Here is a 22,157-nt window from a genome sequence, read left to right as displayed (position 1 = left end):
TCGGTGTGTCAGGGGGTCAGGCGGTGGCGAACATCAGCCGGCGCCAGTCGATGAGCAGGGCGCCGTCGAACTGCGCGCGCAGCTCGGCCCAGTCGTCGGGGTGGTCGATGATCTCGTCGTAGCGGCTGCGCGGCACCTCGACGGCTTCGAGCACGCGCTCGGTGGCCAGCTCGTGCCAGGCCATCACCAGCGCCTGGGCGTTGCCCTGAACCAGACGCAGCTCGGTCTGGTCGGCCAGCGGCGGGCTGTCCATGTCACGCAGCACGCCCAGCTTGCACATCTCCAGGGCCACGTCGTCCAGGCCCAGCTCGAAGGCGATGAGCTTCTCGCGCAGCGCCGGCCAGCCCAGCACCAGGCGGCTGGTCATGCCCTCGCCCATGCGCCGGGCGTGCGGCGTGGCGCGGCTGCCGAAGGCACGGTCCCAGGTCTGGCGGGCGCTGTCCTCCAGCGCTTCGAAGCCGTTGATGCGCTCGGCCGAGTCGATCATGAACCACTGCTTGCGGGCCATGTCGAGGTAGGTCAGGTGAGGGGGGATGCGCAGCACGGTGCCGCACTGGGCGCAGTCCTGCTGCTGGAAGCTGCCGTCGAGGATGGCGGCGCGCAGGTCAGGGCGGCGGTCGGCGTTGACGCTGGCGGTGCGCTGCACCTCGTTGGTGTGTCCGCATTGGCCGCAGATGGCCTGGACCGGGTGGAAGATCGACATCGGGGGGCTCCTGGTTCAGTCCTGCCACATGTAGGCGGCCACGCTGGCGTCCACCGCCGCGGGCGGCTTGGTGCGCTTGAGCCAGCTGATCGCGTAGACCTCGGCGAACCACTCGCCGGGCGCACGCCACTGGTAGCTGTTGACGAGTGTGCCGGCACGCGAAGCCAGCTGGTAGCTCCACCAGTCGTTCGAGTAGGACTCGACATAGACGGTGCCATCGACGTCCACCGGTGCCTTCCACCACGGCTTGGCGGCCGCGATGATGGTCAGGCAATGGGCGCGCACGTAGCCGATGACCTTCTGCCAGTCCTCGTCGGTGGCGTCGTCGGGCTTGGGCGCCTGGGTGCCGGTCAGGCCCTGGTCGATGGCTGTGCGCAAGGCGTCGTCGGCGATCGGCTTGGACAGCGTCACCGTCTTCTTCAGGTGGGCCAGCAGCGCGGTGCCGACGGAGGCCGCACTCTGCCGGGTCCAGCCGCCGCAGCCGGCCTTGTTGCCGTGGTTCTGCATGATCTGCTGCTCGGCATCCAGCGCATGGCCCAGCTCGTGCAGCGTGGTCACGTCGAAGGAATTGGCCGCGTGGGTGGTGCCGTCGACCACGTAGTCCTCGGTGCCGGAGGCGTCGCCGAAGTCACCCATCGTGACGCGGCCCAGGCCGCGGTTGTAGGAGCCGCTGCCGGACGAGCTGTTGTAGTTCAGGATCTTCAGCTTGTCGTGCTTGGCCTGCGACTTGGGCACGGTGCCCATCATGTCGTAGACGCGGTCGAAGTGGGTGTTGGTCATGCCCTCGGGCACGGTGATGGTCAGACCGTACCGGTCTTCCAGCGCCTTCTTGTAGATGGCCGACTTCTGGGCCGGCGTGGGGGCGTCCTTGGACTTGCCCATCACCTCCCTGGCGGCAGCCTCCAGGGCGTTGGCGTGGGCCTTGATCTCGCTGAGCCGCTGGCGGACGCGCTCCAGCGCCGCGGCGCGCTTGTCGGGGTCGGTGATGGCCTTGGCATCGGCCAGCGCCTTCTCCTGCGCCGCCTGGTCCTGGGCCAGCCGATCGGTGTTCAGGCCCAGCTTCTTCAGGCCCTCCACCTCGGCGCTCAGGAAGTGCGCCACCACCTTGTCGCCCAGGTTGGCGATGGCGTCGGTGAAGCCTGAGAGGCTGAACTTGCCACTCTCCTCGGGCCCCTGCCCGGCGGCCACGCCCAGCACCTGGGACAGCCAGTCGAGCTTGGCTTGTGCGTTGTCCATCGCATGGTCCTTTCAGGCCGGCACGCTGGCCGGCGGGCACATCAACGCGCCAGGCGCGCCTGGATGTCCTTGAGCGATCCCTCGAGGCTGCCGGTCTGGTCGGCGATGCGCTGGGCCAGCGCGCGCAGCTCCGGATCGCGGGCATGCTGCAGCGCGATCGTGGCCAGCCGGCCCAGCGCGCGCTGCTGCACCGCCAGCAGCGCGGCCACATCGCGGTCGGCCTGGCCGCTCAGGGTCACGCCCAGGTCGAAGCGCAGGTCGATCACATGCTGCTCGAGCGCCAGCGTGGCGTCGCTGGGACGCGGGCTCTTGCCGGGCTCCCGGGTGTCGTCGGTCATGGGGGAACTCTCCTTCGATGAGACCGCGGCCGCAGCCACCAGCCAGGGGGCCAGCAGCAGCGCACGGCGCCGGCGCAGCATGGAGGCCACGTCAGGCCACCTGCTTGGACAGCACCTGCAGCGTGGCGCCCAGCGCGGCGCGCGGATCGATCGGCACGAAGGGGTTGTCCTTCAGCCGCGAGAGGACGGGGTCGGTGTCGAGCTGCGACAGCATGCGCTGGATGCTTTGCGCGGCCTGGCGGTGCAGGCGGATACGCTCGGCCTCGTCGGCGGCGGCGCCGGCCTGGCTGAGCACGGCCTCGAGCTGGTCATCGAAGCGCTGCGCCACCTCGTCCAGGCGGCCGATGCGCGCGTTGATCTCGTTGATCAGCGGGCTGGCGGCGAACTCGCTGAGGATGGCCTCGCGCAGCTTCTTCAGGTCGTCGCTGACGCGGGTGCGGGTGACGGTCCAGACCTGGGCGCAGCGGGCGTAATCGGCCTTCTTGGGCACGTCGGTCGCGGGGGTGGGGGCGGGCGCCTCGCCGCCGCCCTGACCCAGCAGCTTGGCCAGCACCTCCAGCGCCTGCAGTCCGGCGCCGAACTGGCCGCCGTCGGCCTTGCCCTTGGCGAAGTTGAGCAGCTCGCGCAGCTTGGCCGCCGCCGGATGGCCACCGTCGAGCGCCTGCTGCAGCGGGGTGGCCAGCGCCTTCAGGCGCTGCTCGTAGGGGGTCTTCTGCGGGTCTTCGCTGCGGGGCGATTCCTGGGGGGAGGCGTTGTCCGATGAGCTGCCTTCCGGCGGCGGCAGGTCCTTCTCGTCGGCGACGTCTTCCTCGAGGACCTTGCCCTCGGCGTCCCACAGCACCACCTTGGCGATGCGGAAGCCGCAGGCCTTGATCGGTGCGCGCACCTTCTTGACGACGCCACCCATGGCCTTGTCGATCTGCAGCACCAGCGTGGTGCCGTCCAGCCAGGCCACGCCAAAGGTGCCGACCTTGCTTTCCAGCGCCTCGCTCAGCTTGGCAAACAGCTTGCGGCCCGCGACCTTGGGACTGAGCGTGAAGCCCGACTCGGTCTTGGCGGCGACAAAGGCGAACTGCGCCCGCCGCTGCGGGTCGCGCTTGAGCATCTGGAACTGCGACAGCAGGCGCTTGGGATCGAGCAGCACCGCTGCCGCGGCGTTCTCCTCGTCGTCCTCGGACTCGCCCTTGGCGGCGTCCTTGGCGTTCTTCGCGGCCTTGGCGGCCTCGGCCACCACCTTCTCGTAGTCCTTGCGCTGGCTGCTGATCGACTTGTCCAGGTTGCCCAGCCAGGTGGTCAGCACCTTGTCGCCCTTGGCCGACTTGCCCAGCAGGTCGGCCTGCTTCTGCACCTCATCGAGCGCCTTGAGTCCGTCTTCGGGGCCGGACTTGTCGGCCTTCTCGAAGGCGGCCAGGGCCTTGGCCAGCGGTTCGGCCTTCCAGGCCGTGCCCTTGCTGGTGTTCTTCCATTCCTTCTCGCTGAGGTACTTGTCAGCCATGCGATGGTCCTCCTGGTCTGTTCGCCGGGCCCTGGGCCCGGCGCGCTAGTATCGGCCGATGATCACGCTCTATGGCATCCCCAACTGTGACACGGTGAAAGCGGCGCGCGCCTGGTTGGCTGCTCAGCAGATTCCCCATGTCTTCCATGACTACAAGAAGCTGGGCGTGCCGCCCGATCACCTGGCCCGCTGGGCCGCGGCGCTGGGCTGGGAGCGGCTGCTGAACCGCCAGGGCACGACCTGGCGGCGCCTGGACCCCCGCCGGCAGGCGGCCGTGGTGGACAGCGCCGCGGCGATGGCCCTGATGGTGGAGGAACCCAGCCTGGTGCGGCGGCCGGTGGTGGAATGGCCCGATGGCGGCATCAGTGTCGGCTTCACCGCCGACGACTGGCAGGCGCGCGCCGGGCGGCAGCCGCCAGGCTGATCAGTCCGGCAGCGCCAGGCTCAGGCTGTCGGTGCGGGCCCAGGCCTGGGCCTCCTGCGCCAGCAGGTAGCGGGTGCGGGGATTGGCCAGCGCCTTGCCGGCCTGAAGCTGCACCTGGCGACCGCGCCGCTGCAGCCGCACTGCGCTGCTCGGCTGATCGACGCGCGCATGGCAGACGATGACGGCCAGCCGCAGGCACAGCAGCTGCTCGACGAAGCCCTCGCGCGGCAGTGCCCCCTCCAGCTTGCGCAGTCCGCCGCGCTGCCCCAGCACCAGTTCGCCCAGGCGCCGCTGCTGGCTCTGCGAGAAGCCGGCGGCGTCGACGTGGTCCAGCAGGTAGGCGCTGTGGCGGTGGTGGTCATGGTGCGAGACCATCATGCCGATTTCGTGCAACTGGGCCGCCCACCACAGCTCGCGGCGTTCTTCCGCCGCCGCCTGCGGCGAGAGCTGGTCGTGCAGGGCCATCGCCACACGGGCGACGCGCTCGGCCTGGGTGGTGTCGATGCCGAAGCGCCGCTGCAGCGCCTGCACACTGTCGTCGCGCATGTCACGGCGCCCGCTGCGGGGCCGGTGCGCGCGCAGGCGCTCGTGCAGGTCGATGATGACGCCCTGGCGCAGCGCGCCCTTGGCGGGCAGCAGGGCCTGGATGTCGAAGTGGGCAGCCAGGGTGTAGAGGATGGCCAGGCCGCCCGGCAGCACCGCGCGCCGCTCGGGCTTCAGGCCGGGCAGGTCCAGGCGGTCGACGTGGCCGGCCTCGATGCAGCGGCCGATCAGCCAGCGCAGGCCCGCCGGCGTGATCACGCCATCGTCGATGCCGCTGGCCTTGAGCACGTCGGAGACCGCCCCGGCCGTGCCGGAGGAGCCCAGCGCCTGCGCCCAGCGGCTGGGGGCGAACACCGCCAGCGCCTCTTCGATCTCGGCGCCCGCCGCCACCTGCGCGGCGCGAAAGCCCTCGGCATCGAGCCGGCCCTGCGGGAAGTGGTTCATCGACAGGCTGACACTGCCGATCTGGAAGGATTCCGCGTCGCCCGGCTGCCGGCCCTGGCCCAGGATCAGCTCGGTCGAGCGCCCGCCGATGTCGATGACCAGGCGCCGCTCGTCGGAGGGCTGCAGAAAGGACACGCCCACATAGATCAGCCGGGCCTCCTCGCGGCCCGAGATCACCTCGATCGGCTGCCCCAGCGCCGCGCTGGCCCGCTGCAGGAAGGCATTGCGGTTGCGCGCCTCGCGCAGCGTCTGGGTGGCCACGGCGCGCACCCGTCCCGGCTCGAAGCCCTCCAGGTGCTGGGCGAAGCGGCGCAGGCAGTCCAGGCCGCGCTGCATCGCCTCCTCGGTCAGGCACAGCTCGGCATCCAGGCCGGCGCCCAGGCGCACGGTCTCCTTCAGGTACAGCTGTCGCTGGTAGCGGGCTCCCCGGACCTGGCCAACCTCAAGGCGGAAGCTGTTGGAGCCCATGTCGATCGCCGCCAGCGGGGCATCTGCAGCGGCGGAGGTCAAGGCGGTGTGCGGCATGGAGGGGCATTGTGCCCGCGCTGGCGGGTCCATCTCCCCGGGCGCCTTGGGGATCGCTGCCCACTCCTAGAATCCATCGATCCCCATCAACGCGGAGACGGACCATGACGGTGAATCAGTGGCACGAGGACGGTGAGGCCCTGGTGGGCCAGACGGCGGGCCTGCAACGCCGGGGGGTGCTGCGCGCCGCCCTGGGCAGCGGTTTCGCGGCGGCAGCGCTGCCGGTGGTGGCGCAGACCGTGGTCAAGACCCCGGCTGAGGGGCTGGAGGCCGGTGAGGTGACCATCCCGGTCGGTGACTTCAAGATGCCGGCCTACCGGGCGATGCCCCAGGGCAAGCGCGGTGCGCCGGTGATTCTGGTGATCAGCGAGATCTTCGGTGTGCACGAGCACATCGCCGATGTCTGCCGGCGCTTCGCCCGGCTGGGCTGGTGCGCCATCGCCCCCGAGCTGTTCGTCCGGCAGGGCGATGCCAGCGCCTATGGCGAGATCGCCAAGCTGGTGGCCGAGGTGATTTCCAAGGTGCCCGACGAGCAGGTCATGACCGACCTGGACGCCACCGTGGCCTGGGCCGAGGCCCAGGGCCAGGACGCCGGCAAGCTGGCCATCACCGGCTTCTGCTGGGGCGGGCGCATCACCTGGCTGTACGCGGCCCGCCAGCCGCGGCTGAAGGCGGCGGTGGCCTGGTATGGCCGGCTGGAGGGCGCCTCCACGCCGCTGACCCCGAAGCACCCGGTGGAGCTGACCGGTGCGCTGAAAGCGCCGGTGCTGGGCCTGTACGGTGGCCAGGACACCGGCATCCCGCTTGACAGCGTTGCTAAGATGAAGACCGCGCTGGCCCAGGGCTCGGCGGCCGCCAAGGCCTCCGAGTTCGTCATCTACGCCGACGCCCCGCATGCCTTCCACGCCGACTACCGCCCCAGCTACCGGGCCGAGGCGGCGCAGCAAGGCTGGGCGCGTTGCGTGGCCTGGCTGCGCGACCACGGCGCCGCCTGAAGACGCCTCCCGCCCTGAACTCCGGTCCGGGGCGTCTGCCCTGACTCCCCGATGACCCTGTTCTACATCGTCCTGGCCACGCTGATCGGCGGCGTGCTGTCGGTGGTGATTGCCGCCTCGCTGACCACTTCGGTGCTGACCTATGTGGTCAAGCACCTGGTGAGCCTGTCGGCTGGCGTGCTGCTGGGCACGGCGCTGCTGCACACCCTGCCCGAGGCCTTCGAGAGCGCGGTCGACGCCCACACGCTGTTCGCCACGCTGCTGGGGGGGCTGCTGTTCTTCTTTCTGCTGGAGAAGGCCGAGCTCTACCGCCACGACCACCACCACGAGGGCGACGGCCACCACCATCACCACCAGCACGACGCCGAGCAGGCCGGGCGCGGCGGCTACAGCGTGCTGGTGGGCGACAGCATCCACAACTTCTGCGACGGCATCATCATCGCCGCCGCCTTCATCGCCGACCCCTGGCTGGGTGTCACCACCTCGGTGGCCATCATCCTGCACGAGATCCCGCAGGAGGTGGGCGACACCATCGTGCTGATCAATGCCGGCTTCGGCCGCCGCAAGGCGTTGCTGTTCAACGCGCTGTCAGGCCTGGCCGCGGTGGTGGGCGGCGTGCTGGGCTACTACGTGCTGGCCTGGTGGCAGTCGCTGTACCCGTACCTGCTGGTGGTCGCGGCCAGCAGCTTCATCTACGTGGCGGTGGCCGACCTGATCCCGCAGATGCAGCGCCGCATGCCGCTGCGCGACCTGCTCAGCCAAGTGGCCTGGATCGGCGCCGGACTGCTGCTGATCGTGGTGGCGATCAGCTTCATGCACGAACACGGCTGATCCTCAGGCCTGAGAAGGCCGCGGGGCCGTGATAGGCCCCGCGTGGTCGTACGTCACCGGGCGATGGCCCGTGCGGTCCTCACTTGATGACCAGCACCGGCACCTGGCAGTGGGTCAGCACCTTCTGCGTCTCGCTGCCCAGCAGCAGTGCGCTGACGCCCCGGCGGCCGTGCGAGGCCATGACGATCAGGTCGCAGGACTGGGTCTTGGCGTGGTCGACGATGGCTTCCCAGGGATGGACCGCCTCGACCGTCGCCGCCTCGCAGGCCACGCCAGCGGCGGCAGCGGCATCGGCCACCGTCTTGACGCGGGCCGCGGCAATGCGCTCCTGGGCGTCATAGAACTCCTGCGGCGGCACCGGCTGCATCTCGGAGATGGCGCTGTAGGGGAAGGGCTCCTTGACGCTGATGACGGTGAGCTTGGCGCCCAGGGTCTTGGCCAGCGTCAGCGCGGTCTGGACCGCGTTGGCGGTGATGTCGGAACCGTCGGTGGGAACCAGGATGTTGCGGTACATGTGGGACTCCTTGCACTCGTCTGCCGGGGATGCCGGCCCATGGGCACAGTGTCGTCTTCTGGACGTTTCAGTTCTTGATGGCGGTCAAGCCGACTGCGCCACCGGACGCGTCGGGTCGGCCGACCATTCGCTCCACGAGCCGGGGTAGAGCGCGCTGCCGCCCAGGCCGGCGGCCTCCATGGCCAGCAGGTTGTGGCAGGCAGTGACGCCCGAGCCGCACTGGTGCACCACGCGTGCCGCGTCGGCACCCAGGCTGGCGAACCGCTGGCGCAGCGCGTCTGCGGGCAGGAAGCGGCCGTCGGGGCCCAGGTTGTCCTTGAAGAAACGGTGGCGCGCACCGGGGATGTGGCCGGCCTGGGCGTCCAGCGGCTCGACCTCGCCGCGGTAGCGCTCGCCGGCCCGGGCATCCACCACCACCCGGGCGCCAGGCGCGGACAGCAGGGTGGCGGCGTCCACCGTGGGCATGCTCGCGCCACCCAGCGGGTAGGGCGGGGCGGCCTCGGGGGCGGCCGGGGCGATGGTCTCCAGCGCCCCCCCGGCGGCCTGCCACGCAGCGATGCCGCCGTCGAGCACCGCCACCTCGGCGTGGCCGATCCAGCGCAGCATCCACCAGGCCCGCGCGGCATAGCAGCCGCCCTGGGCGTCGTAGGCGACGACCAGGCGGCCCGGGCGCAGCCCCCAGCGGCCGGCCCGTTCGGCAAAGACCTCGCGCGAGGGCAGCGGGTGGCGGCCGCCATCGATCGAGCCGCGCGGCGACTTCGGCCCCGAGAGGTCCCGGTCCAGGTGGACGTAGAGCGCACCGGGCAGGTGGCCCGCGGCATGGGCCCGCTCGCCGGCCGCCGGGTCCATCAGGTCGAAGCTGCAGTCCAGCAGCAGCGGGGGCGGTGCCTCGCCCAGTCGTTGACGCAGCGCGGTGGCGGTGATCAGCGGATGCATGGTGGGGTCTCCCGGGCTGGATCAGCCCTCGGTGGTGGTGTCGGGGGTGTTGGCGGCCACCTGCTGGCGCAGCCGCGTGGCGACGACGCCGGCGCCAATGATCAGCGCCATGCCGGCCACGGCTTCCGTCGTGACCGGGTCGTCGAACAGCAGCACGCCGAAGATGAACGAGAAGACGATGCCCAGGTACTGCAGGCTGGCGTTGCTGAGCGTGCGGCCGATCGCGTAGGCGCGGGTCATGGCCATCTGGGCGGTGGTGGCCAGCAGGCCGATGGCCAGCAGCAGCGCGGCCCCCTGCAGATCATGCGGCCGTGGCGGCGCCGGCAGCCACTGCGCCAGCACGGCGCCCGCCACGCAGCCGCCCATCGAGAAATAGAAGACGATGCGGTACTCCGGCTCGCCGGCCCGGCCCAGGGCCGTGACCTGCAGATAGGCCAGCGCCGAGATCATGCCCGACAGCAGGCCCGCCAGCGCGCCGGGCGCCTGGCCCGGCCCGAGCGAGGGCTGCAGCACCAGCGCCACGCCGCCGAAGCCCACCATCACCGTGGCCACCAGCCGCGGGTCGACCCGGGCCGCGCCCATCAGGATCGCGCCGCCCACCAGGAACAGCGCCATCCACACCGAGGACATGTAGTTCAGCGTCACCGCGGTGGCCAGCGGCAGGCGCGACATCGACCAGAACCACAGCATCAGCGCCGTCACGCCCACCGCGGCGCGCGTGACATGCATCATCGGCACCGCGGTGCGCAGGCTGCCGCCGCGCAGCCGCACCACGCCCAGCACGAAGAGCATGCCGATCAGGCCACGCCAGAACACGATCTCGCCGGTGTTGTACTGCAGCGAGGCGAGCTTCACGCACACCCCCATGCCGGCGAACAGCAGGGATGCAAGAACCATCAGGACAGGGGCCGACATGCGGGCATTGTCACCGCCGCGGCTACACTGCGCGGCCTCATGAAGAACATCGTCATCCTGCTCTCCGGGCGCGGCAGCAACATGCGCTCGGTGGTGCAGGCCTGCCGTGCCGAATCCTGGCCGGCACGCATCGCCGCCGTCATCGCCAACCGCCCCGACGCCGAAGGCCTGGCCTGGGCTGCGGCCCAGGGCCTGACCACCGCCGTGGTCGACCACCGCGCCCATGCCGACCGCGAGGCCTTCGACGCCGCGCTGGCCGCCGAGATCGACCGCCACCAGCCCGACCTGCTGCTGCTGGCCGGTTTCATGCGCATCCTGACCGATGGCTTCGTGCGCCACTACGAGGGCCGGATGCTGAACATCCATCCCTCGCTGCTGCCGGCCTTCCCGGGCCTGCACACCCACCGCCAGGCCCTGGCCGCGGGCGTCCAGGCGGCGGGCGCGACCGTGCACTTCGTGACCCCGCAGCTGGACCACGGCCCGATCGTCGCCCAGGCGGTGGTGCCGGTGCTGCCAGGCGACGATGAGACCGCCCTGGCGGACCGGGTGCTCGCTGCCGAGCACCGCCTGTACCCGATGGCGGCGCGCTGGTTCGTCGAGGGCCGGCTGGCGCTGGCGCAGGGCCGGGTGCGGCAGCTGGATGGCGCCCCCCAACTGCTGTGGGATGGCGGGCTGGGATAATCCGGCCGATGCACCCGAATGCCCTGTTGGACCTCGCCACCGAACTGCTGCGCCAGGTCCTGAAACTCGACGCCCCCGCCGACCAGACGGTGTCGGCGTTCTTCCGCAAGCACCGCACGCTGGGCCCCCGCGAGCGGCACAGCCTGGCCGAGACCACCTACCAGGTGCTGCGCCAGCGCCTGCTGCTGGCCAACCTGGCGCAAAGCGGCAGCGGCGCGCTGGAGCGCCGCCTGGCCATCCTGGCCTGGCAGGGCAGCGAGTCCTTCCTGCGGGGTGCCCTGGGCCCGAACGAGCAGAAATGGCTGGCCGAGGTGCAGGCGGTGGACCGCGCCAGCCTGCCCGAGAAACTGCGCCACAACCTGCCCGACTGGCTGGCCCAGGCGCTGCATGCCGAACTGGGCCAGGACTTCTGGCCGCTGGTCGAGGCGATGGAGCAGTCCGCGCCGCTGGACCTGCGGGTCAATCTGCTGAAGGCCAGCCGCGCCGAGGTGCTGGCCGAGCTGGCCGAGGCCGGCATCCCGGCCACCGCCACGCCGCACTCGCCCTGGGGCGTGCGGCTGGAGGGCAAGCCGGCGCTGCAGAAGCTGCCGCTGTTCACCGCTGGACGGGTCGAGGTGCAGGACGAGGGCAGCCAGCTGCTGGCCGCGCTGACCGGCGCCAAGCGCGGCGAGATGGTGGTGGACTTCTGCGCTGGTGCCGGCGGCAAGACGCTGGCGCTGGGCGCGATGATGCGCAACACCGGCCGCCTGTACGCCTTTGACGTGTCCGGCCACCGGCTGGATGGCCTGAAGCCGCGCCTGGCGCGCTCGGGGTTGTCCAATGTCTACCCGGCACAGATCGCCCATGAGCGCGACGAGCGCGTCAAGCGCCTGGCCGGCAAGATCGACCGTGTGCTGGTGGACGCCCCCTGCTCGGGACTGGGCACGCTGCGCCGCAACCCCGACCTGAAATGGCGCCAGTCGCCGCAGGCGCTGGAGGAACTGGGCGCCAAGCAAAGTGCCATCCTGGCCAGTGCCGCCCGCCTGCTCAAGCCTGGCGGCCGGCTGGTCTACGCCACCTGCAGCCTGCTGCGGCGCGAGAACGAGGCGGTGGCCGAGGCCTTCGGCGCCGCCCACCCGGACTTCGAGCCCCTGCCAGCCGGTCCGCTGCTGGAAACCGCCCAGGTCGAGGGCGCCGCCGAACTGGTCAGCGAGGCCGGCCACCTGCGGCTGTGGCCGCAGCGGCACCGCACCGACGGCTTCTTCGCCACCGCCTGGCAGCGCAAGACCTGATCTGGCGCACACGCCCTGGGGAGTTTCCCCTGACCTGATCGGTATCAAGCGCCTAGAATTGAAGCACGCGTCCATCCGCCGGTGGATTCGATTGCAGTTGGGAACCCTCGCACGATGAACGACCTGCTCGTCTGGGCGGCTGATTTCGCCGCCAACGGACTGCTCCACGCCTCTGGCTGGCAGCTCCTGGCCTACACCCTGGTGGTGACGCACATCACCATCGCCGCGGTGACCATCTTCCTGCACCGGGCGCAGGCGCACCGGGCGCTGGACCTGGGTCCGATTCCCTCGCACTTCTTCCGCTTCTGGCTGTGGCTGACCACCGGCATGGTCACCAAGGAATGGGTCGCCATCCACCGCAAGCACCACGCCAAGTGCGAGACGCCCGACGACCCGCACAGCCCGATCACCCGCGGCATCGACACCGTGCTGCTGCGTGGCGCCGAGCTCTACCGCACCGAGGCCAAGGTGGCCGAGACGCTGAGCAAGTACGGCCACAACACGCCGGATGACTGGATCGAGCGCCACCTCTACACCCGCCACAGCGCGCTGGGCGTGAGTCTGCTGCTGATCGCCAATGTGCTGATGTTCGGTGGCTGGGGCCTGACGATCTGGGCGGTGCAGATGCTGTGGATCCCGATCTGGGCCGCTGGCGTCATCAACGGCATCGGCCACTACTGGGGCTACCGCAATTTCGAGGCGCCGGATGCCTCCACCAACATCTCGCCCTGGGGCCTGCTGATCGGTGGCGAGGAACTGCACAACAACCACCACACCTACGCCACCTCGGCCAAGTTCTCGGTCAAGCCCTACGAATTCGACCTGGGCTGGGCCTACATCCGGGTGCTGCAGGCGCTGGGCTGGGCCAAGGTGCGCAAGGTGGCACCGCAGCTGGTGCTGGGTTCGGTCAAGGCCGAGGCCGACCGCCGCACACTGGAGGTCATCATCGCCAACCGCTACGAGCTGATGGCCGAGTACGCCAAGGAGCTGCGCCGCACCTGCGCCACCGAGCTGGCGCGGCTGAAGGCCGAGGGCGCCGCCAAGAGCGCCGCCTGGACCAACCTGCGCCTGGCCGAACGCTGGCTGCACCGCGATGCCGACCGCATTCCCGGCAATGTGCGCGAGCAACTGGATGCCGCGATCGCCGGCAGCCCGTCGCTGCAGAAGCTGGTGACGATGCGCGAAGAACTGCGCCAGCTCTGGACCCGCACCAATGTCTCCGGCGAACAGCTGGTGGCCGAGCTGCAGGACTGGTGCCGCCGCGCCGAAGCCAGCGGCGTGGCCGCGCTGCGCGACTTCTCGGTGCAGCTGCGCTCGGCGCGCGCCTGACGCCGCGGCGCCTGGCGCGCTTGAACAAGGGCCCGCCTCCTCGTGCGGGCCTTTTTTCTGGGCGTGTGGATCCCGTCACCCGCGGGGTCGGTGCGCCGCACCCGCCCAACCGGATCTCTTCAGTATTGGTCGAACAAAGGTGCAGTATTGCTCTGTGACCCTGTGACCGGGCAGAGGAACCTTGAAGCCGAGCGAGGCTGCTCAGGTGGTTCATGAGAGGCATTGTTGCCTTCTCATTGTCCAAGAATCAAGGGTGGTGGGTGCCTGTGGAGCTTGTGGGCTAGGCTGGAGTCCTGTGGGCAACCCGCAGGGTTGTCCATAGGAAGCAGCCGGTCTCCGTAGCGAAGCGAAGGAGAAGTCCACAAATCCATAGGCAGGCTGTTCGGCTGCCTTCCCGGCCTCTTCCCCTTGGTTGTAGGGGTGCCTGGTGTGGCCTCGTTCCCCCAGAACGAGTCCCGCCTCAATCGCTTCGAGGCTTCAACAGTTCGAATGGCTCCACGCCGAGGGCCAGCGCAAGCCGCTCGACGTTGTCCAGCGAGATGTTCCGCGACAACCGCTCGACGTGCGCGACGAAGGTTCGATGCAAGCCGCACTCGAACGCCAGCGCCTCCTGAGACCAGCCCCGTTCGTGCCTCAAGGCGACGATGTTCGCCGCCAGCGCCTCTCGTGCGCTGACGTGCTTCTTGGACTGGTTTGCGGCTCCTGGAGACATCGAGTTTCAGTCTCCCGGCGCGCTGCTTTTGAGTCAGCCGCGTTTAAGTCACAATCTTGGAACCGATGGCGCGCGCCGACCGTGCAGCGCCCTCAGAGCGCCCAGCTCGTCGATCCAGGAGGAAGCACGCATGTCGAGGAACAAGCTGCTGTTCGTCGCGGCTCTGGCCGCATCCGTCTACACGTGGCCCGGCACCGCAGCCGCCGATCTGGCCACCGGTCTTTCTGCGTGCCAGAGTGGTGACTACGCCACAGCCCTGAAAGAGCTGAAACCGCTGGTCGACACGGGCGATATCGGTGCGACCAATACGCTCGCCGTCATGTACGCCCACGGACGCGGTGTGGCGAAGGACCCGGCGAGGGCTGTCAGCCTCTACCGGATCGCTGCCGAAGCCGGCAACGTGGACGCGCAGTTCAACCTGGCGACCATGTATTCGAGCGGCACAGGAGTCACCAAGAGCCTGGAGACCGCCGCGACCTGGTTCCGCAAGGCGGCGGATGGTGGCGACGCAACCTCGCAGCGCATGCTCGGCATCATGTACTTCGACGGCCTCGGCGTCGCCAAGGACCGCGCGATCGCCGCCACGTGGTTCCGCAAGGGCGCTGATGGCGGCGATGTGACGGCTCAGCGTCGCATGGGCGAGATGTACGCCTACGGACAGGGCATCCCGAAGGATGAGGCTGCGGGCAGCGAACAACTCGGCAAGGCCGCAGCCGGCGGCGACGCCATCGCCCAGTTCGAGTACGGATGGATGCTGGCCAACGGCATCGGTATCCCGAAGGACCAGGCGGCGTCGACCGGCTGGTGGCGGAAGTCGGCCGACCAGGGGAACGCTGGCGCCCAGTTCGGCATGGGAACCCTCTACGAGTACGGCACGGGGGTCGGGAAGGACGCGAAGGAGGCCGCGCAGTGGTACCGCCTCGCTGCCGATCAGGGGCATGCAACAGCCCAGAACAACCTCGGCACACTCTACGAGCGAGGACTTGGCGTGCGTCAAGACCCGCTGGAAGCAGCCCGCCTCTACGAGCTGTCGGCTCGCCAAGGTGACGGCGACGCGCAGCGCAATCTCGCCCGCCTGTACCGGGATGGCGTCGGCGTGCGAGCGGATGCCGTCGTTGCCTACGCCTGGCTGAACCTCGCGGCGTCGGCCAACGAGCCCAATTCGAACGCCTTGGCTGAACGCGAGCAGGTCGCGTCACGCCTCAGCCGGGAGCAGATCGTCGAGGGCCAACGGCTCTCGCGCGAGTGGAAGCCTGGCCAAGCGCTGGGCAAGTCGAAGCTGAAGCCCGTGCCAGTCGCCGAACTGGCCCCTCCTACTGTGCAGATGATCCAGGCCTCATTCACCGGCCGCTTCCCGGCTCGACCGGAGGCTCAACCCGGGGTCACGACCTGCAACACCCGGTGCGAGAACAGCACGTGCTACCGCACCTACGACAGCGGCCGGCAGGTCGAGTACCAGGCGCGGCAGAAGTGGAACCCGATCACCAATCGGTTCGACTGGGACGCCGGCACCTGCTGATGTCAGCTGTCGCCGTACCGCAGACCGTTCCGGTAGGGAAGATCAAGTGCTTCGGACCCTTCGGCCCCAAGTACGAGGTGGGGCCTGCACTTCGCCAACTGGACGATGGCGACTGGATAGTTGAAATCACGCTGGTCGATTCGGGCGAGAAGACCGAGTACCGCCTGACGCGGCTACCCAACGATCCGGAGGCGTGCTGACGGACGCGGCGGAGCAGCCACGCCGGGCACCCAACCTCACACCGTACCTGCCACCACACATCACCTTTGGTCAGGCGGTCGACACGCCGTCAGCGCTTAGCGAAGCCTTCCGCCGTACGCATGACCTGCAGGAGTCGCCCTTGCCTCAGCGCCTCCAGTGGCGTGAGGCCACCAAGCGACCCCTTGCCAGAGACGAAGAACCGCCACTTGGTGAAGTTGTCCCAGTTCCCGAGAGTCTTGACGACGGCGCGCAGCTGTCGACGCCTCAACGTGGAGTCGGCGAAGAAGGTCGGGTAGAGCTGCACGCCATCGCGCTCGACAAAGAAGACCGACCCGGCCGAAACCAATTTGGCAATGCCCTCCACCGGGCAACCAAGCGCCTCTGCAAACTCGACCGCGTCAACGAGCTGCGACCCGCCTCCGGGCATGTCTTCAGCGTTGCTCATTGCACGATCATGCCGCAACGCCTTGCATCGAGGTGGCCGCTCAGGGTCTGCGTGCGAAGCGCGCCGAGCTTGAGGGTCGCCAGTGTTGAGGATTGGGCCTCGGCTTATCGGTCGTAAACTGGTTCGACAACCGTCTTCCGACCGCTGCGCGCCACCGCGCGCCGCGCACAAGAACCCTTCAGGTGAGGAGACTCTATGGGCGCGTTCTTCAGGCTGGATCACGCCAACATCATGGCGTATGTGACCTCGCGGTCGTACGGCGCCCCGCGCGTTCGGCGACGCGACCTCAGCGAGTTTCTCGACGCGTTGGCGCACGAGGCGCGGCGCTACCTCATCCCGGAGCCGGCTTTCGAGCCGTGGCCGGAGGAGATCGCCGAAGTGGCTTCAAAGGCGGCGTCGCAATTGCGCGAGACGCGTGATTTCGGAGACCGGGAGACCCTGCCTGGCCTGGTGGTGGAGCGCATCCTGGAGGAACTGAGGTCGGAACTCTCTGACTACTCACTCTTTGCCCTTGCCGTTGGATCAGGCGAAGACCTTCGGGAGACAGCCCGGGAGATCGCCAGCGCGCCGCTGTACGGCCAACTGCTTGTTCTGATCCCCGAGCAGGACATGACGGAGCGCAACTTCGAAGTCCTGGACCCAATCCCCGCGTTCTCCGTGGCGCTGCATGCCGCTGCCGACTGGCCCGGGTTCGTGTTCTGGACACCCACCGGCGCGAGTGCCTTCGCACGCCTTGAGAACGCTCGGGAACTGCTGCGCGAGCTTGAACGCGGCCTGCACGACGGACGGCATCGCAGGGGACCATTCCCTGGCTTTCGGAGCACCGCTGGCTTTGACTACGTGCTGCGGAACTGGGCGAGTTCCCGTCCCAGTCGCAACCGGCGCCTTCTGCACCTCAGCGACTTGCACTTCGGTACGACAGACGCGACGGAGAACCAGCCGCTGCTCGATGCCGAACTGCGCGACATCGTGAAGTCCGTGGATAGAGTCGTCATCACGGGAGACTTGTTCGATACACCAAGCAAGAGCTACGCAACGCTGTTCACCACGTTCCGAAACAACATCACGCACCTTGCCGGCGGCAAGGAGCCCATCTCGATCACGGGGAACCACGACCAGCGGATGATTGGCCTGTTTGGCGACAACTACAAACAGGTGGCACTGATCGGCTCGACGAAGATCGTCGTCGATGAGCAGGCGAAGATGATCTTCATTTGCTTCAACTCGTCGGAGAAGGGAAGCTTCGCTCGCGGCAAGATCACTGCCTCGCAGTTCAAGCAGGTAGGAGCCGAGTACCGGACCCTGACTGCGGCCAGGCCAGAACTCAAAGAGTTCCTTCCCATCGTCTTGGTCCATCACCACCCGTTCTCGTTCGACGTGCCGGCCGAGACATGGGTGCAACGAGCACTGAGCGCTGTTGGCCTCAGGGACGAAGCGTTCCTGGAGATGGTCGATGCTGTGGACCTGCATCGATGGTGCCTCGACTGGAAGGTCAAGACGATCCTTCACGGGCACAAACACAAGGCCCGCTACGTCGAGCGCGAGGTCGAGCACGGCTCGGCGCGAATGCAGCTCACGGCTATTGGCTGCGGTAGCTCACTGGGCGCTGAAGGCTCGCCGCTGTCGTACAACCTGCTGGAGTGGGCGCCCGAGAGCCAGCGATGGGTAGCGTCGTTCTATGAGAGCGTGAACGGCGGAGCGTTCCGAGAGGTCGTAGCGTCTGTTTCTCCAGAGAACGCCAACAGGCGCTGACGCCCCCCGGGGGGCTGACTTCCCACTGACTTCCCCGTTTCCGCCATCGACCTTGCTGCTATTCGGGCATCCCGAAGAAGTCTCTGATGTCGGCGAAGACGGCGCCGTTCTTGCGCATTGAAACGAGAGCCAATGCGTCGTCGAGTCCGCCGAAGCGGACCAGGGGTGCCTGTACCGTGTTCACGTGGGGCAACGAACACCACTTCTCGCTGGTGAAATAGGACGCGTGCTTTCTGCATGCAAGAGGCCTGTCGACGTAAATCGAGCACTCGTGCGCGGCGAGGAACGGACACGGTCTGCCGAGATATTCATCCTCCGGATGCGAGACCGACTCGGTGATGCGGGCAGCCACCCTGCCCGTCGCAGCCGCTATCGCCTCCGCCTCAAGAGCCGAGACAGTGACGTTCATCCTGCAGCATGCAGCGCAGCCCTGCTTGCAGGCAACCTTCCCCTCACGATGGACCGCCATCTCGTCCATGAGTTTGTAGATGCGTCTGAGCTTGCTGCGGGCGGAGGCGTTCTCCGTCGCCACGCTGGCGGCGATCGAGTCCTCCCTGTCAAGAAGCGCCTTTGGAAGTGCGCGCAGGAAGGCTGCCCTCCGGCCTTGGGCCTGCTCGCAGCACACCGCGATGTTGTCGTCGCCACCCATGTTCATTCAGCCATCGCGCGCAAGCGCCCCAGGTCCGCAGTTCACGTAGCGTAGCGCGTTGGGACGCCTCTTCGCTGTGGCCGGGTCGCCGCTGACAACCACTGCCCGGGCATTCCCGAGGCGTCCGGAATGTTCCACCGCCGGACATCAGCCCACCGAAGAAAGCCTCGGTACATCAACGACTTAGCAGTAGTCGCGCAAATTCTTCGTTCATCTGGAACAGACTGATAGCGATTCGATGTACACTATGTTCCATTCGGTTGATAGCAGTACATAGGAAAAGAGTTCGAGATGGAACAGCGGGCACAAGAAGAGTTGTTGAGTTTGTTCCGCGACGCCATGAAGGTCGGCGGGGCGGCCATCGAGATGCGGCTTCGCAGGTTCGCCAGCCTCGTTCGCCCATCCGACGAAGCGCTGGCCAAAGCGGTGGCGCCGCTGGTGACAGGGACTCGGTCGCTGCGTCGCGAGTCGCCAGAGATCGCCCAACCGGTGGACGCCGACACCAAGCTACCACTGGTGCGGGTTGAGCATCCGACGCCTGGGCGTGCGGCGCCGCTCCTCAGCCCGGCGCTGCAATCAGAAGTTGATCGCATCGTGCATGAGCGCCGATCAGCAGACCGTCTTGCTGCCGCTGGCTTGATGCCGGTCCGCTCGGTGCTGATGAGTGGCCCTCCCGGCGTTGGCAAGACCATGACCGCTGGCTGGCTCGCGCAGCAACTGGACCTTCCTCTGTACACGCTCGACCTGGCCAGCGTGATGAGCAGCTTCCTGGGCAAGACCGGGGCGAACGTCCGGTCGGTCCTCAATCACGCTCAGGAACGCCCGTGCGTGCTGCTCCTGGATGAGTTCGACTCCATCGCCAAGAGGCGAGATGACGATACCGACGTGGGCGAGTTGAAGCGCCTGGTCACCGTCATCCTGCAGACGATCGACGACTGGACACCGACCTCCCTGCTCGTGGCGGCTACGAACCACGGCGAACTGCTAGACCCGGCTGTCTGGCGCAGGTTCGACGTGACCTTGCAGTTCGAGATGCCCGCGCGGGAGCAGCGCTTGGCGTTACTTGGCTCACGCGACGTGATCGGACCGGTCGCCGAGGCAGTCGCGGCTGTGACCGAAGGGCTGCCGCTATCGGCGCTATCCAGGGCTGTGGACGCAGCACGCAAGCAGGCACTGCTGGAAGAGCGAGGCTTCGAGGAAGCGTTGATCTCCTGGGCAGCATCAGCCGCGCACCAGGCGGCTGGACCGGCGCGCACCGCCGCCAAGGGACGCAGAGACCTCGACGTGTACCTCCATCACTGTCGGGGCCTGTCCGCTCGCGACATCGCCGAGTTGGTCGGCACCTCGCACATGACCGTCGTGCGAATCCTGAAGCGTCTGAAGGGAGAAGTCGATGCCGGGGCCTAACTTGCTTATCGGCAACGGCGAAGTCCTCGCTGGTGCCATCGTCCGTGACGGCGGGTTCGGAGGCACCAAGGCCTACCCGTACACGATTCAGGAAGCTCGCGACCGCCTGCGCGATGGCATTGCAGGAATCGCCGAAGCACTCGACCGGCTACCCGACGCCGCGAAACCACGTGGCGAAGGGACCGGCCTCGTCACGGTGCACCCGGCATTCCTGGCCAAGACCCAGATGCCGGCCGGTGTATTCCGTCGTGCGGGCCTTCGCGCAGTGGGCAGCCGACCGACGATGGTGACACCTAACAACGACGCGCGGGTCTCCGCTCCCGATGGTCCGCAGCCGGCCGCTGATCTGTACATCACCGGTACGAGCGAGGCTTTCCGGCAACTCGGCAGCATGCTGATGTCGGACTCGACGGCCAAGACTCACCAGGAGGAGTTCTGCCGACTTGAGGCTGTTCGGTGTCTCGACCCTTCAGATCGCCTTGTCCGCCTTGAGGGCCAGGAATCTCAGGTACCCATTGAGGTGGTGTTGCATGGCGACAGTGGCGACACCGCGTTGCTCGACTCTTTCGAGGCATACGCCAGCTCCTGTGGCGTTCAACTCGGCCGAAAGAAGCTGCTCGGTGTCCCCGGCCTGGTCTTCATGCCCGGCATGGCGCCACGCGCCGACTTGGCCAAGTTCGCCTCGTTTACCGCTTTGCGCGCCGTTCGTCGATTGCCGACCCTGCGACTGAATCGACCCGTCATTCGGCAACGCCTGACTGTGCAAGCACCCGCACTGCCAGACGCAGATGCCGTCGACAGCTCGCTGAAGGTGGTCGTCTTTGATGGTGGACTTGGCGCCCGTGACTTCAGCAGATGGTGTGAAGAGTTCGTCCCCGCAGAACTCGGCGCCACCCACGCCGACTACCTTTCGCACGGAACCGAAGTCACTTCCGCGCTGCTGTTCGGCGCGGTCGAGCACGACGCGACGACGCTCCCACGGCCGTATTTTGATGTCCTGCACTACCGCGCGCTCGGTCTCAACGACGAGGCCGATGTAGACCTGTACGACTGCATGCGGCGAATCGACGCGGTACTGCAGGCCGGTGACATCGACTTCGCAAACCTCTCGCTGGGGCCTCGACTTGCCATCGACGACGGCCAGCCACACGCCTGGACGGCGATGCTGGACGGGCATCTCGCCCAGGGCCGAACGCTGATGACCGTTGCCGCCGGGAACGATGGCGGTCTCGCAGCAGGCATGGGCCGAATCCAGCCGCCCGCCGACGCGGTCAACGCGCTATCCGTGGGAGCCTGCGATTCGCGCGAGTTCATGTGGAATCGAGCTGGATACAGTTGCTACGGTCCCGGCCGATCGCCAGGCTTGGTCAAACCGGACGGCCTTGCATTCGGCGGCACCGAGCAACAACCACTCGTCCTGTTGAACCCGCTGGCAGGTGGACTGACCGGTGTTCAGGGCACCAGCTTTGCCGCTCCGCTGGCATTGCGCGCGGCAGCCGCCGCCAGGGCCGTTTCGGCGACTCCGCTGAGCGCCACCACGCTGCGTGCGTTGATGATTCACCGCGCTGAGCGTGCGGCAGGGCACGACGCCCGCGATGTCGGCTGGGGCAGGTTCCCTGAGTCGCCAGACGAACTGCTGACCAGCGGCGACAACGAGGTCTGCGTGATTTACCAGGGGCACATCGAGGCCGGCGGCACGATGCGCATCGGCATCCCCGTGCCGCCGGTCGCGCTCGGCGTCGGCCTGACCATCAAAGCCACTTTCTGCTTCGCGTCACCGGTCGATCCAGCCGACCCGATCAACTACACGCGGCACGGGCTGACCGTCGTGTTCAGGCCGCGCGGAGAAGGATCGGCCTCCCCCTTCTTCTCGACCGGCAACTACAACACCGAACAGGACCTGCGGTCTGATGCCTACAAGTGGGAGACAGTTCTGCACCGGTCATTGAATTTCGCCGCCGACCAACTGCTCGACGCATGCTTCGACGTGGATCATGGCGCCCGCGAGCACGGCCTGAAGGTCGACAACAGCGACGTGCCGCCGTTGCCCTACGTGCTGATCGCCACCGTCTCGACGCAGAAGGGCGAACCGATCTACCAATCGATCATGCAGAAGTACCGCGCACTGGCGCCGATTCAACTCCGCGAGCGTGTGCAACTGCGTGGACGTTAGCTACTGGGACAGCCGCTGACCAAAGAGCCTCAGGAACTGGCCAGGTACTCTTGTGCAGATTGGGGGGTGATATGCCGCGCTGCCGCGCAAAGACAACCTCGGGTCGTAGATGCTTGAAT

Annotated in this window: 22 protein-coding genes; 11 read left to right on the top strand and 11 right to left on the bottom strand. The window is 68.0% G+C overall.

Features of this window, described 5'->3' with window-relative positions; genetic code table 11:
• Positions 1-16 precede the first annotated feature (16 nt).
• The 4 genes from KAK07_RS04745 to KAK07_RS04730 form a co-directional block, all read right to left on the bottom strand.
• On the bottom strand, positions 17-703 hold the full coding sequence (locus tag KAK07_RS04745; protein ID WP_210859264.1) for a CpXC domain-containing protein: 687 nt from the start codon (positions 701-703) through the stop codon (positions 17-19).
• Positions 704-718: 15 nt separating this feature from the next.
• Positions 719-1,939 (bottom strand): hypothetical protein, encoded by a 1,221-nt coding sequence (locus KAK07_RS04740; protein ID WP_210859262.1) that lies wholly within the window; start codon positions 1,937-1,939, stop codon positions 719-721.
• A gap of 41 nt (positions 1,940-1,980) precedes the next feature.
• Complete coding sequence (locus tag KAK07_RS04735; RefSeq protein ID WP_210859260.1) at positions 1,981-2,277, bottom strand: hypothetical protein; 297 nt, start codon at positions 2,275-2,277, stop codon at positions 1,981-1,983.
• A gap of 91 nt (positions 2,278-2,368) precedes the next feature.
• Complete coding sequence (locus tag KAK07_RS04730; protein WP_210859258.1) at positions 2,369-3,772, bottom strand: hypothetical protein; 1,404 nt, start codon at positions 3,770-3,772, stop codon at positions 2,369-2,371.
• Positions 3,773-3,830: 58 nt separating this feature from the next.
• On the opposite strand from KAK07_RS04730, the gene KAK07_RS04725 reads away from it, so the two are divergent.
• Positions 3,831-4,196 (top strand): ArsC family reductase, encoded by a 366-nt coding sequence (locus KAK07_RS04725; RefSeq protein WP_210854987.1) that lies wholly within the window; start codon positions 3,831-3,833, stop codon positions 4,194-4,196.
• On the opposite strand, the gene KAK07_RS04720 is transcribed toward KAK07_RS04725, so the two are convergent.
• Positions 4,197-5,708, bottom strand: coding sequence for a Ppx/GppA phosphatase family protein (locus KAK07_RS04720; protein ID WP_210859257.1), 1,512 nt, complete (start codon positions 5,706-5,708; stop codon positions 4,197-4,199).
• A gap of 104 nt (positions 5,709-5,812) precedes the next feature.
• Here KAK07_RS04720 and KAK07_RS04715 point away from each other — a divergent pair, with 104 nt between their 5' ends.
• Together KAK07_RS04715 and KAK07_RS04710 are read left to right on the top strand one after the other, a co-directional pair.
• Positions 5,813-6,703: a dienelactone hydrolase family protein gene (locus KAK07_RS04715; protein WP_210859256.1), complete on the top strand. Its 891-nt coding sequence runs from the start codon at positions 5,813-5,815 to the stop codon at positions 6,701-6,703.
• A gap of 51 nt (positions 6,704-6,754) precedes the next feature.
• Positions 6,755-7,534: a ZIP family metal transporter gene (locus KAK07_RS04710; RefSeq protein ID WP_210859255.1), complete on the top strand. Its 780-nt coding sequence runs from the start codon at positions 6,755-6,757 to the stop codon at positions 7,532-7,534.
• A 79-nt stretch (positions 7,535-7,613) separates the two neighbouring features.
• Here the strand turns inward: KAK07_RS04710 and KAK07_RS04705 are convergent, their stop codons facing one another.
• The 3 genes from KAK07_RS04705 to KAK07_RS04695 all read right to left on the bottom strand — a co-directional run bounded on the left by KAK07_RS04705 (position 7,614) and on the right by KAK07_RS04695 (position 9,899).
• On the bottom strand, positions 7,614-8,048 hold the full coding sequence (locus tag KAK07_RS04705; protein ID WP_210854995.1) for a universal stress protein: 435 nt from the start codon (positions 8,046-8,048) through the stop codon (positions 7,614-7,616).
• Between the two features lie 84 nt (positions 8,049-8,132).
• The gene (locus KAK07_RS04700) at positions 8,133-8,984 is read right to left on the bottom strand and encodes a sulfurtransferase (RefSeq protein ID WP_210859254.1); all 852 of its coding nucleotides are present in this window, start codon (positions 8,982-8,984) and stop codon (positions 8,133-8,135) included.
• 21 nt (positions 8,985-9,005) lie between these two features.
• Positions 9,006-9,899, bottom strand: coding sequence for a DMT family transporter (locus KAK07_RS04695; protein ID WP_210859253.1), 894 nt, complete (start codon positions 9,897-9,899; stop codon positions 9,006-9,008).
• A 39-nt stretch (positions 9,900-9,938) separates the two neighbouring features.
• Here KAK07_RS04695 and purN point away from each other — a divergent pair, with 39 nt between their 5' ends.
• From purN to KAK07_RS04680, 3 genes are all read left to right on the top strand, one after another.
• A complete protein-coding gene (gene purN, locus KAK07_RS04690; protein ID WP_210855001.1) occupies positions 9,939-10,580 on the top strand; it encodes a phosphoribosylglycinamide formyltransferase in 642 nt (213 codons plus the stop codon).
• 8 nt (positions 10,581-10,588) lie between these two features.
• On the top strand, positions 10,589-11,851 hold the full coding sequence (locus tag KAK07_RS04685) for an RsmB/NOP family class I SAM-dependent RNA methyltransferase (RefSeq protein ID WP_210855003.1): 1,263 nt from the start codon (positions 10,589-10,591) through the stop codon (positions 11,849-11,851).
• Between the two features lie 114 nt (positions 11,852-11,965).
• Positions 11,966-13,180, top strand: a complete 1,215-nt coding sequence (locus tag KAK07_RS04680; protein ID WP_210855005.1) for a DesA family fatty acid desaturase — start codon at positions 11,966-11,968, stop codon at positions 13,178-13,180.
• 460 nt (positions 13,181-13,640) lie between these two features.
• Here the strand turns inward: KAK07_RS04680 and KAK07_RS04675 are convergent, their stop codons facing one another.
• On the bottom strand, positions 13,641-13,892 hold the full coding sequence (locus tag KAK07_RS04675) for a helix-turn-helix domain-containing protein (RefSeq protein WP_210859251.1): 252 nt from the start codon (positions 13,890-13,892) through the stop codon (positions 13,641-13,643).
• 130 nt (positions 13,893-14,022) lie between these two features.
• Between KAK07_RS04675 and KAK07_RS04670 the strand changes: the two genes are divergently transcribed.
• Together KAK07_RS04670 and KAK07_RS04665 are read left to right on the top strand one after the other, a co-directional pair.
• Positions 14,023-15,411, top strand: a complete 1,389-nt coding sequence (locus tag KAK07_RS04670) for an SEL1-like repeat protein (protein ID WP_210859249.1) — start codon at positions 14,023-14,025, stop codon at positions 15,409-15,411.
• Positions 15,411-15,611, top strand: coding sequence for a DUF5397 family protein (locus KAK07_RS04665; protein WP_210859247.1), 201 nt, complete (start codon positions 15,411-15,413; stop codon positions 15,609-15,611). The genes KAK07_RS04670 and KAK07_RS04665 overlap by 1 nt, the downstream gene beginning before the upstream one ends.
• Positions 15,612-15,700: 89 nt before the next feature.
• Here the strand turns inward: KAK07_RS04665 and KAK07_RS04660 are convergent, their stop codons facing one another.
• On the bottom strand, positions 15,701-16,057 hold the full coding sequence (locus KAK07_RS04660) for a hypothetical protein (RefSeq protein WP_210859245.1): 357 nt from the start codon (positions 16,055-16,057) through the stop codon (positions 15,701-15,703).
• A gap of 195 nt (positions 16,058-16,252) precedes the next feature.
• Here KAK07_RS04660 and KAK07_RS04655 point away from each other — a divergent pair, with 195 nt between their 5' ends.
• Complete coding sequence (locus KAK07_RS04655) at positions 16,253-17,809, top strand: metallophosphoesterase family protein (RefSeq protein WP_210859243.1); 1,557 nt, start codon at positions 16,253-16,255, stop codon at positions 17,807-17,809.
• Positions 17,810-17,867: 58 nt separating this feature from the next.
• Here KAK07_RS04655 and KAK07_RS04650 read toward each other — a convergent pair whose 3' ends face one another.
• Complete coding sequence (locus KAK07_RS04650; protein ID WP_210859242.1) at positions 17,868-18,458, bottom strand: YkgJ family cysteine cluster protein; 591 nt, start codon at positions 18,456-18,458, stop codon at positions 17,868-17,870.
• 291 nt (positions 18,459-18,749) lie between these two features.
• On the opposite strand from KAK07_RS04650, the gene KAK07_RS04645 reads away from it, so the two are divergent.
• Positions 18,750-19,865 (top strand): AAA family ATPase, encoded by a 1,116-nt coding sequence (locus KAK07_RS04645; protein ID WP_247664223.1) that lies wholly within the window; start codon positions 18,750-18,752, stop codon positions 19,863-19,865.
• Position 19,866: 1 nt separating this feature from the next.
• Positions 19,867-22,038, top strand: coding sequence for a S8 family peptidase (locus tag KAK07_RS04640; RefSeq protein WP_210859241.1), 2,172 nt, complete (start codon positions 19,867-19,869; stop codon positions 22,036-22,038).
• Positions 22,039-22,157 lie beyond the last annotated feature (119 nt).

It is taken from the genome of Ideonella alba (genome assembly GCF_018069875.1).
GTDB classification, from domain to species: Bacteria; Pseudomonadota; Gammaproteobacteria; order Burkholderiales; family Burkholderiaceae_C; genus Ideonella; species Ideonella alba.
Note: the sequence above shows the minus strand (reverse complement) of the source record. Positions and strands in the feature narration are given on the sequence as shown.

Bases quoted from the DNA above. Each gene is read 5' to 3' on its own strand.
- KAK07_RS04700 (WP_210859254.1), bottom strand. From the start codon at position 8,984: ATGCATCCGCTGATCACCGCCACCGCGCTGCGTCAACGACTGGGCGAG.
- KAK07_RS04730 (WP_210859258.1), bottom strand. From the start codon at position 3,772: ATGGCTGACAAGTACCTCAGCGAGAAGGAATGGAAGAACACCAGCAAG.
- KAK07_RS04745 (WP_210859264.1), bottom strand. From the start codon at position 703: ATGTCGATCTTCCACCCGGTCCAGGCCATCTGCGGCCAATGCGGACAC.
- KAK07_RS04645 (WP_247664223.1), top strand. From the start codon at position 18,750: ATGGAACAGCGGGCACAAGAAGAGTTGTTGAGTTTGTTCCGCGACGCC.
- KAK07_RS04735 (WP_210859260.1), bottom strand. From the start codon at position 2,277: ATGACCGACGACACCCGGGAGCCCGGCAAGAGCCCGCGTCCCAGCGAC.
- KAK07_RS04675 (WP_210859251.1), bottom strand. From the start codon at position 13,892: ATGTCTCCAGGAGCCGCAAACCAGTCCAAGAAGCACGTCAGCGCACGA.
- KAK07_RS04660 (WP_210859245.1), bottom strand. From the start codon at position 16,057: ATGAGCAACGCTGAAGACATGCCCGGAGGCGGGTCGCAGCTCGTTGAC.
- KAK07_RS04650 (WP_210859242.1), bottom strand. From the start codon at position 18,458: ATGGGTGGCGACGACAACATCGCGGTGTGCTGCGAGCAGGCCCAAGGC.
- KAK07_RS04720 (WP_210859257.1), bottom strand. From the start codon at position 5,708: ATGCCGCACACCGCCTTGACCTCCGCCGCTGCAGATGCCCCGCTGGCG.
- KAK07_RS04740 (WP_210859262.1), bottom strand. From the start codon at position 1,939: ATGGACAACGCACAAGCCAAGCTCGACTGGCTGTCCCAGGTGCTGGGC.
- KAK07_RS04670 (WP_210859249.1), top strand. From the start codon at position 14,023: ATGTCGAGGAACAAGCTGCTGTTCGTCGCGGCTCTGGCCGCATCCGTC.
- KAK07_RS04725 (WP_210854987.1), top strand. From the start codon at position 3,831: ATGATCACGCTCTATGGCATCCCCAACTGTGACACGGTGAAAGCGGCG.
- KAK07_RS04705 (WP_210854995.1), bottom strand. From the start codon at position 8,048: ATGTACCGCAACATCCTGGTTCCCACCGACGGTTCCGACATCACCGCC.
- KAK07_RS04685 (WP_210855003.1), top strand. From the start codon at position 10,589: ATGCACCCGAATGCCCTGTTGGACCTCGCCACCGAACTGCTGCGCCAG.
- KAK07_RS04680 (WP_210855005.1), top strand. From the start codon at position 11,966: ATGAACGACCTGCTCGTCTGGGCGGCTGATTTCGCCGCCAACGGACTG.
- KAK07_RS04715 (WP_210859256.1), top strand. From the start codon at position 5,813: ATGACGGTGAATCAGTGGCACGAGGACGGTGAGGCCCTGGTGGGCCAG.
- KAK07_RS04710 (WP_210859255.1), top strand. From the start codon at position 6,755: ATGACCCTGTTCTACATCGTCCTGGCCACGCTGATCGGCGGCGTGCTG.
- KAK07_RS04695 (WP_210859253.1), bottom strand. From the start codon at position 9,899: ATGTCGGCCCCTGTCCTGATGGTTCTTGCATCCCTGCTGTTCGCCGGC.
- purN (WP_210855001.1), top strand. From the start codon at position 9,939: ATGAAGAACATCGTCATCCTGCTCTCCGGGCGCGGCAGCAACATGCGC.
- KAK07_RS04655 (WP_210859243.1), top strand. From the start codon at position 16,253: ATGGGCGCGTTCTTCAGGCTGGATCACGCCAACATCATGGCGTATGTG.
- KAK07_RS04665 (WP_210859247.1), top strand. From the start codon at position 15,411: ATGTCAGCTGTCGCCGTACCGCAGACCGTTCCGGTAGGGAAGATCAAG.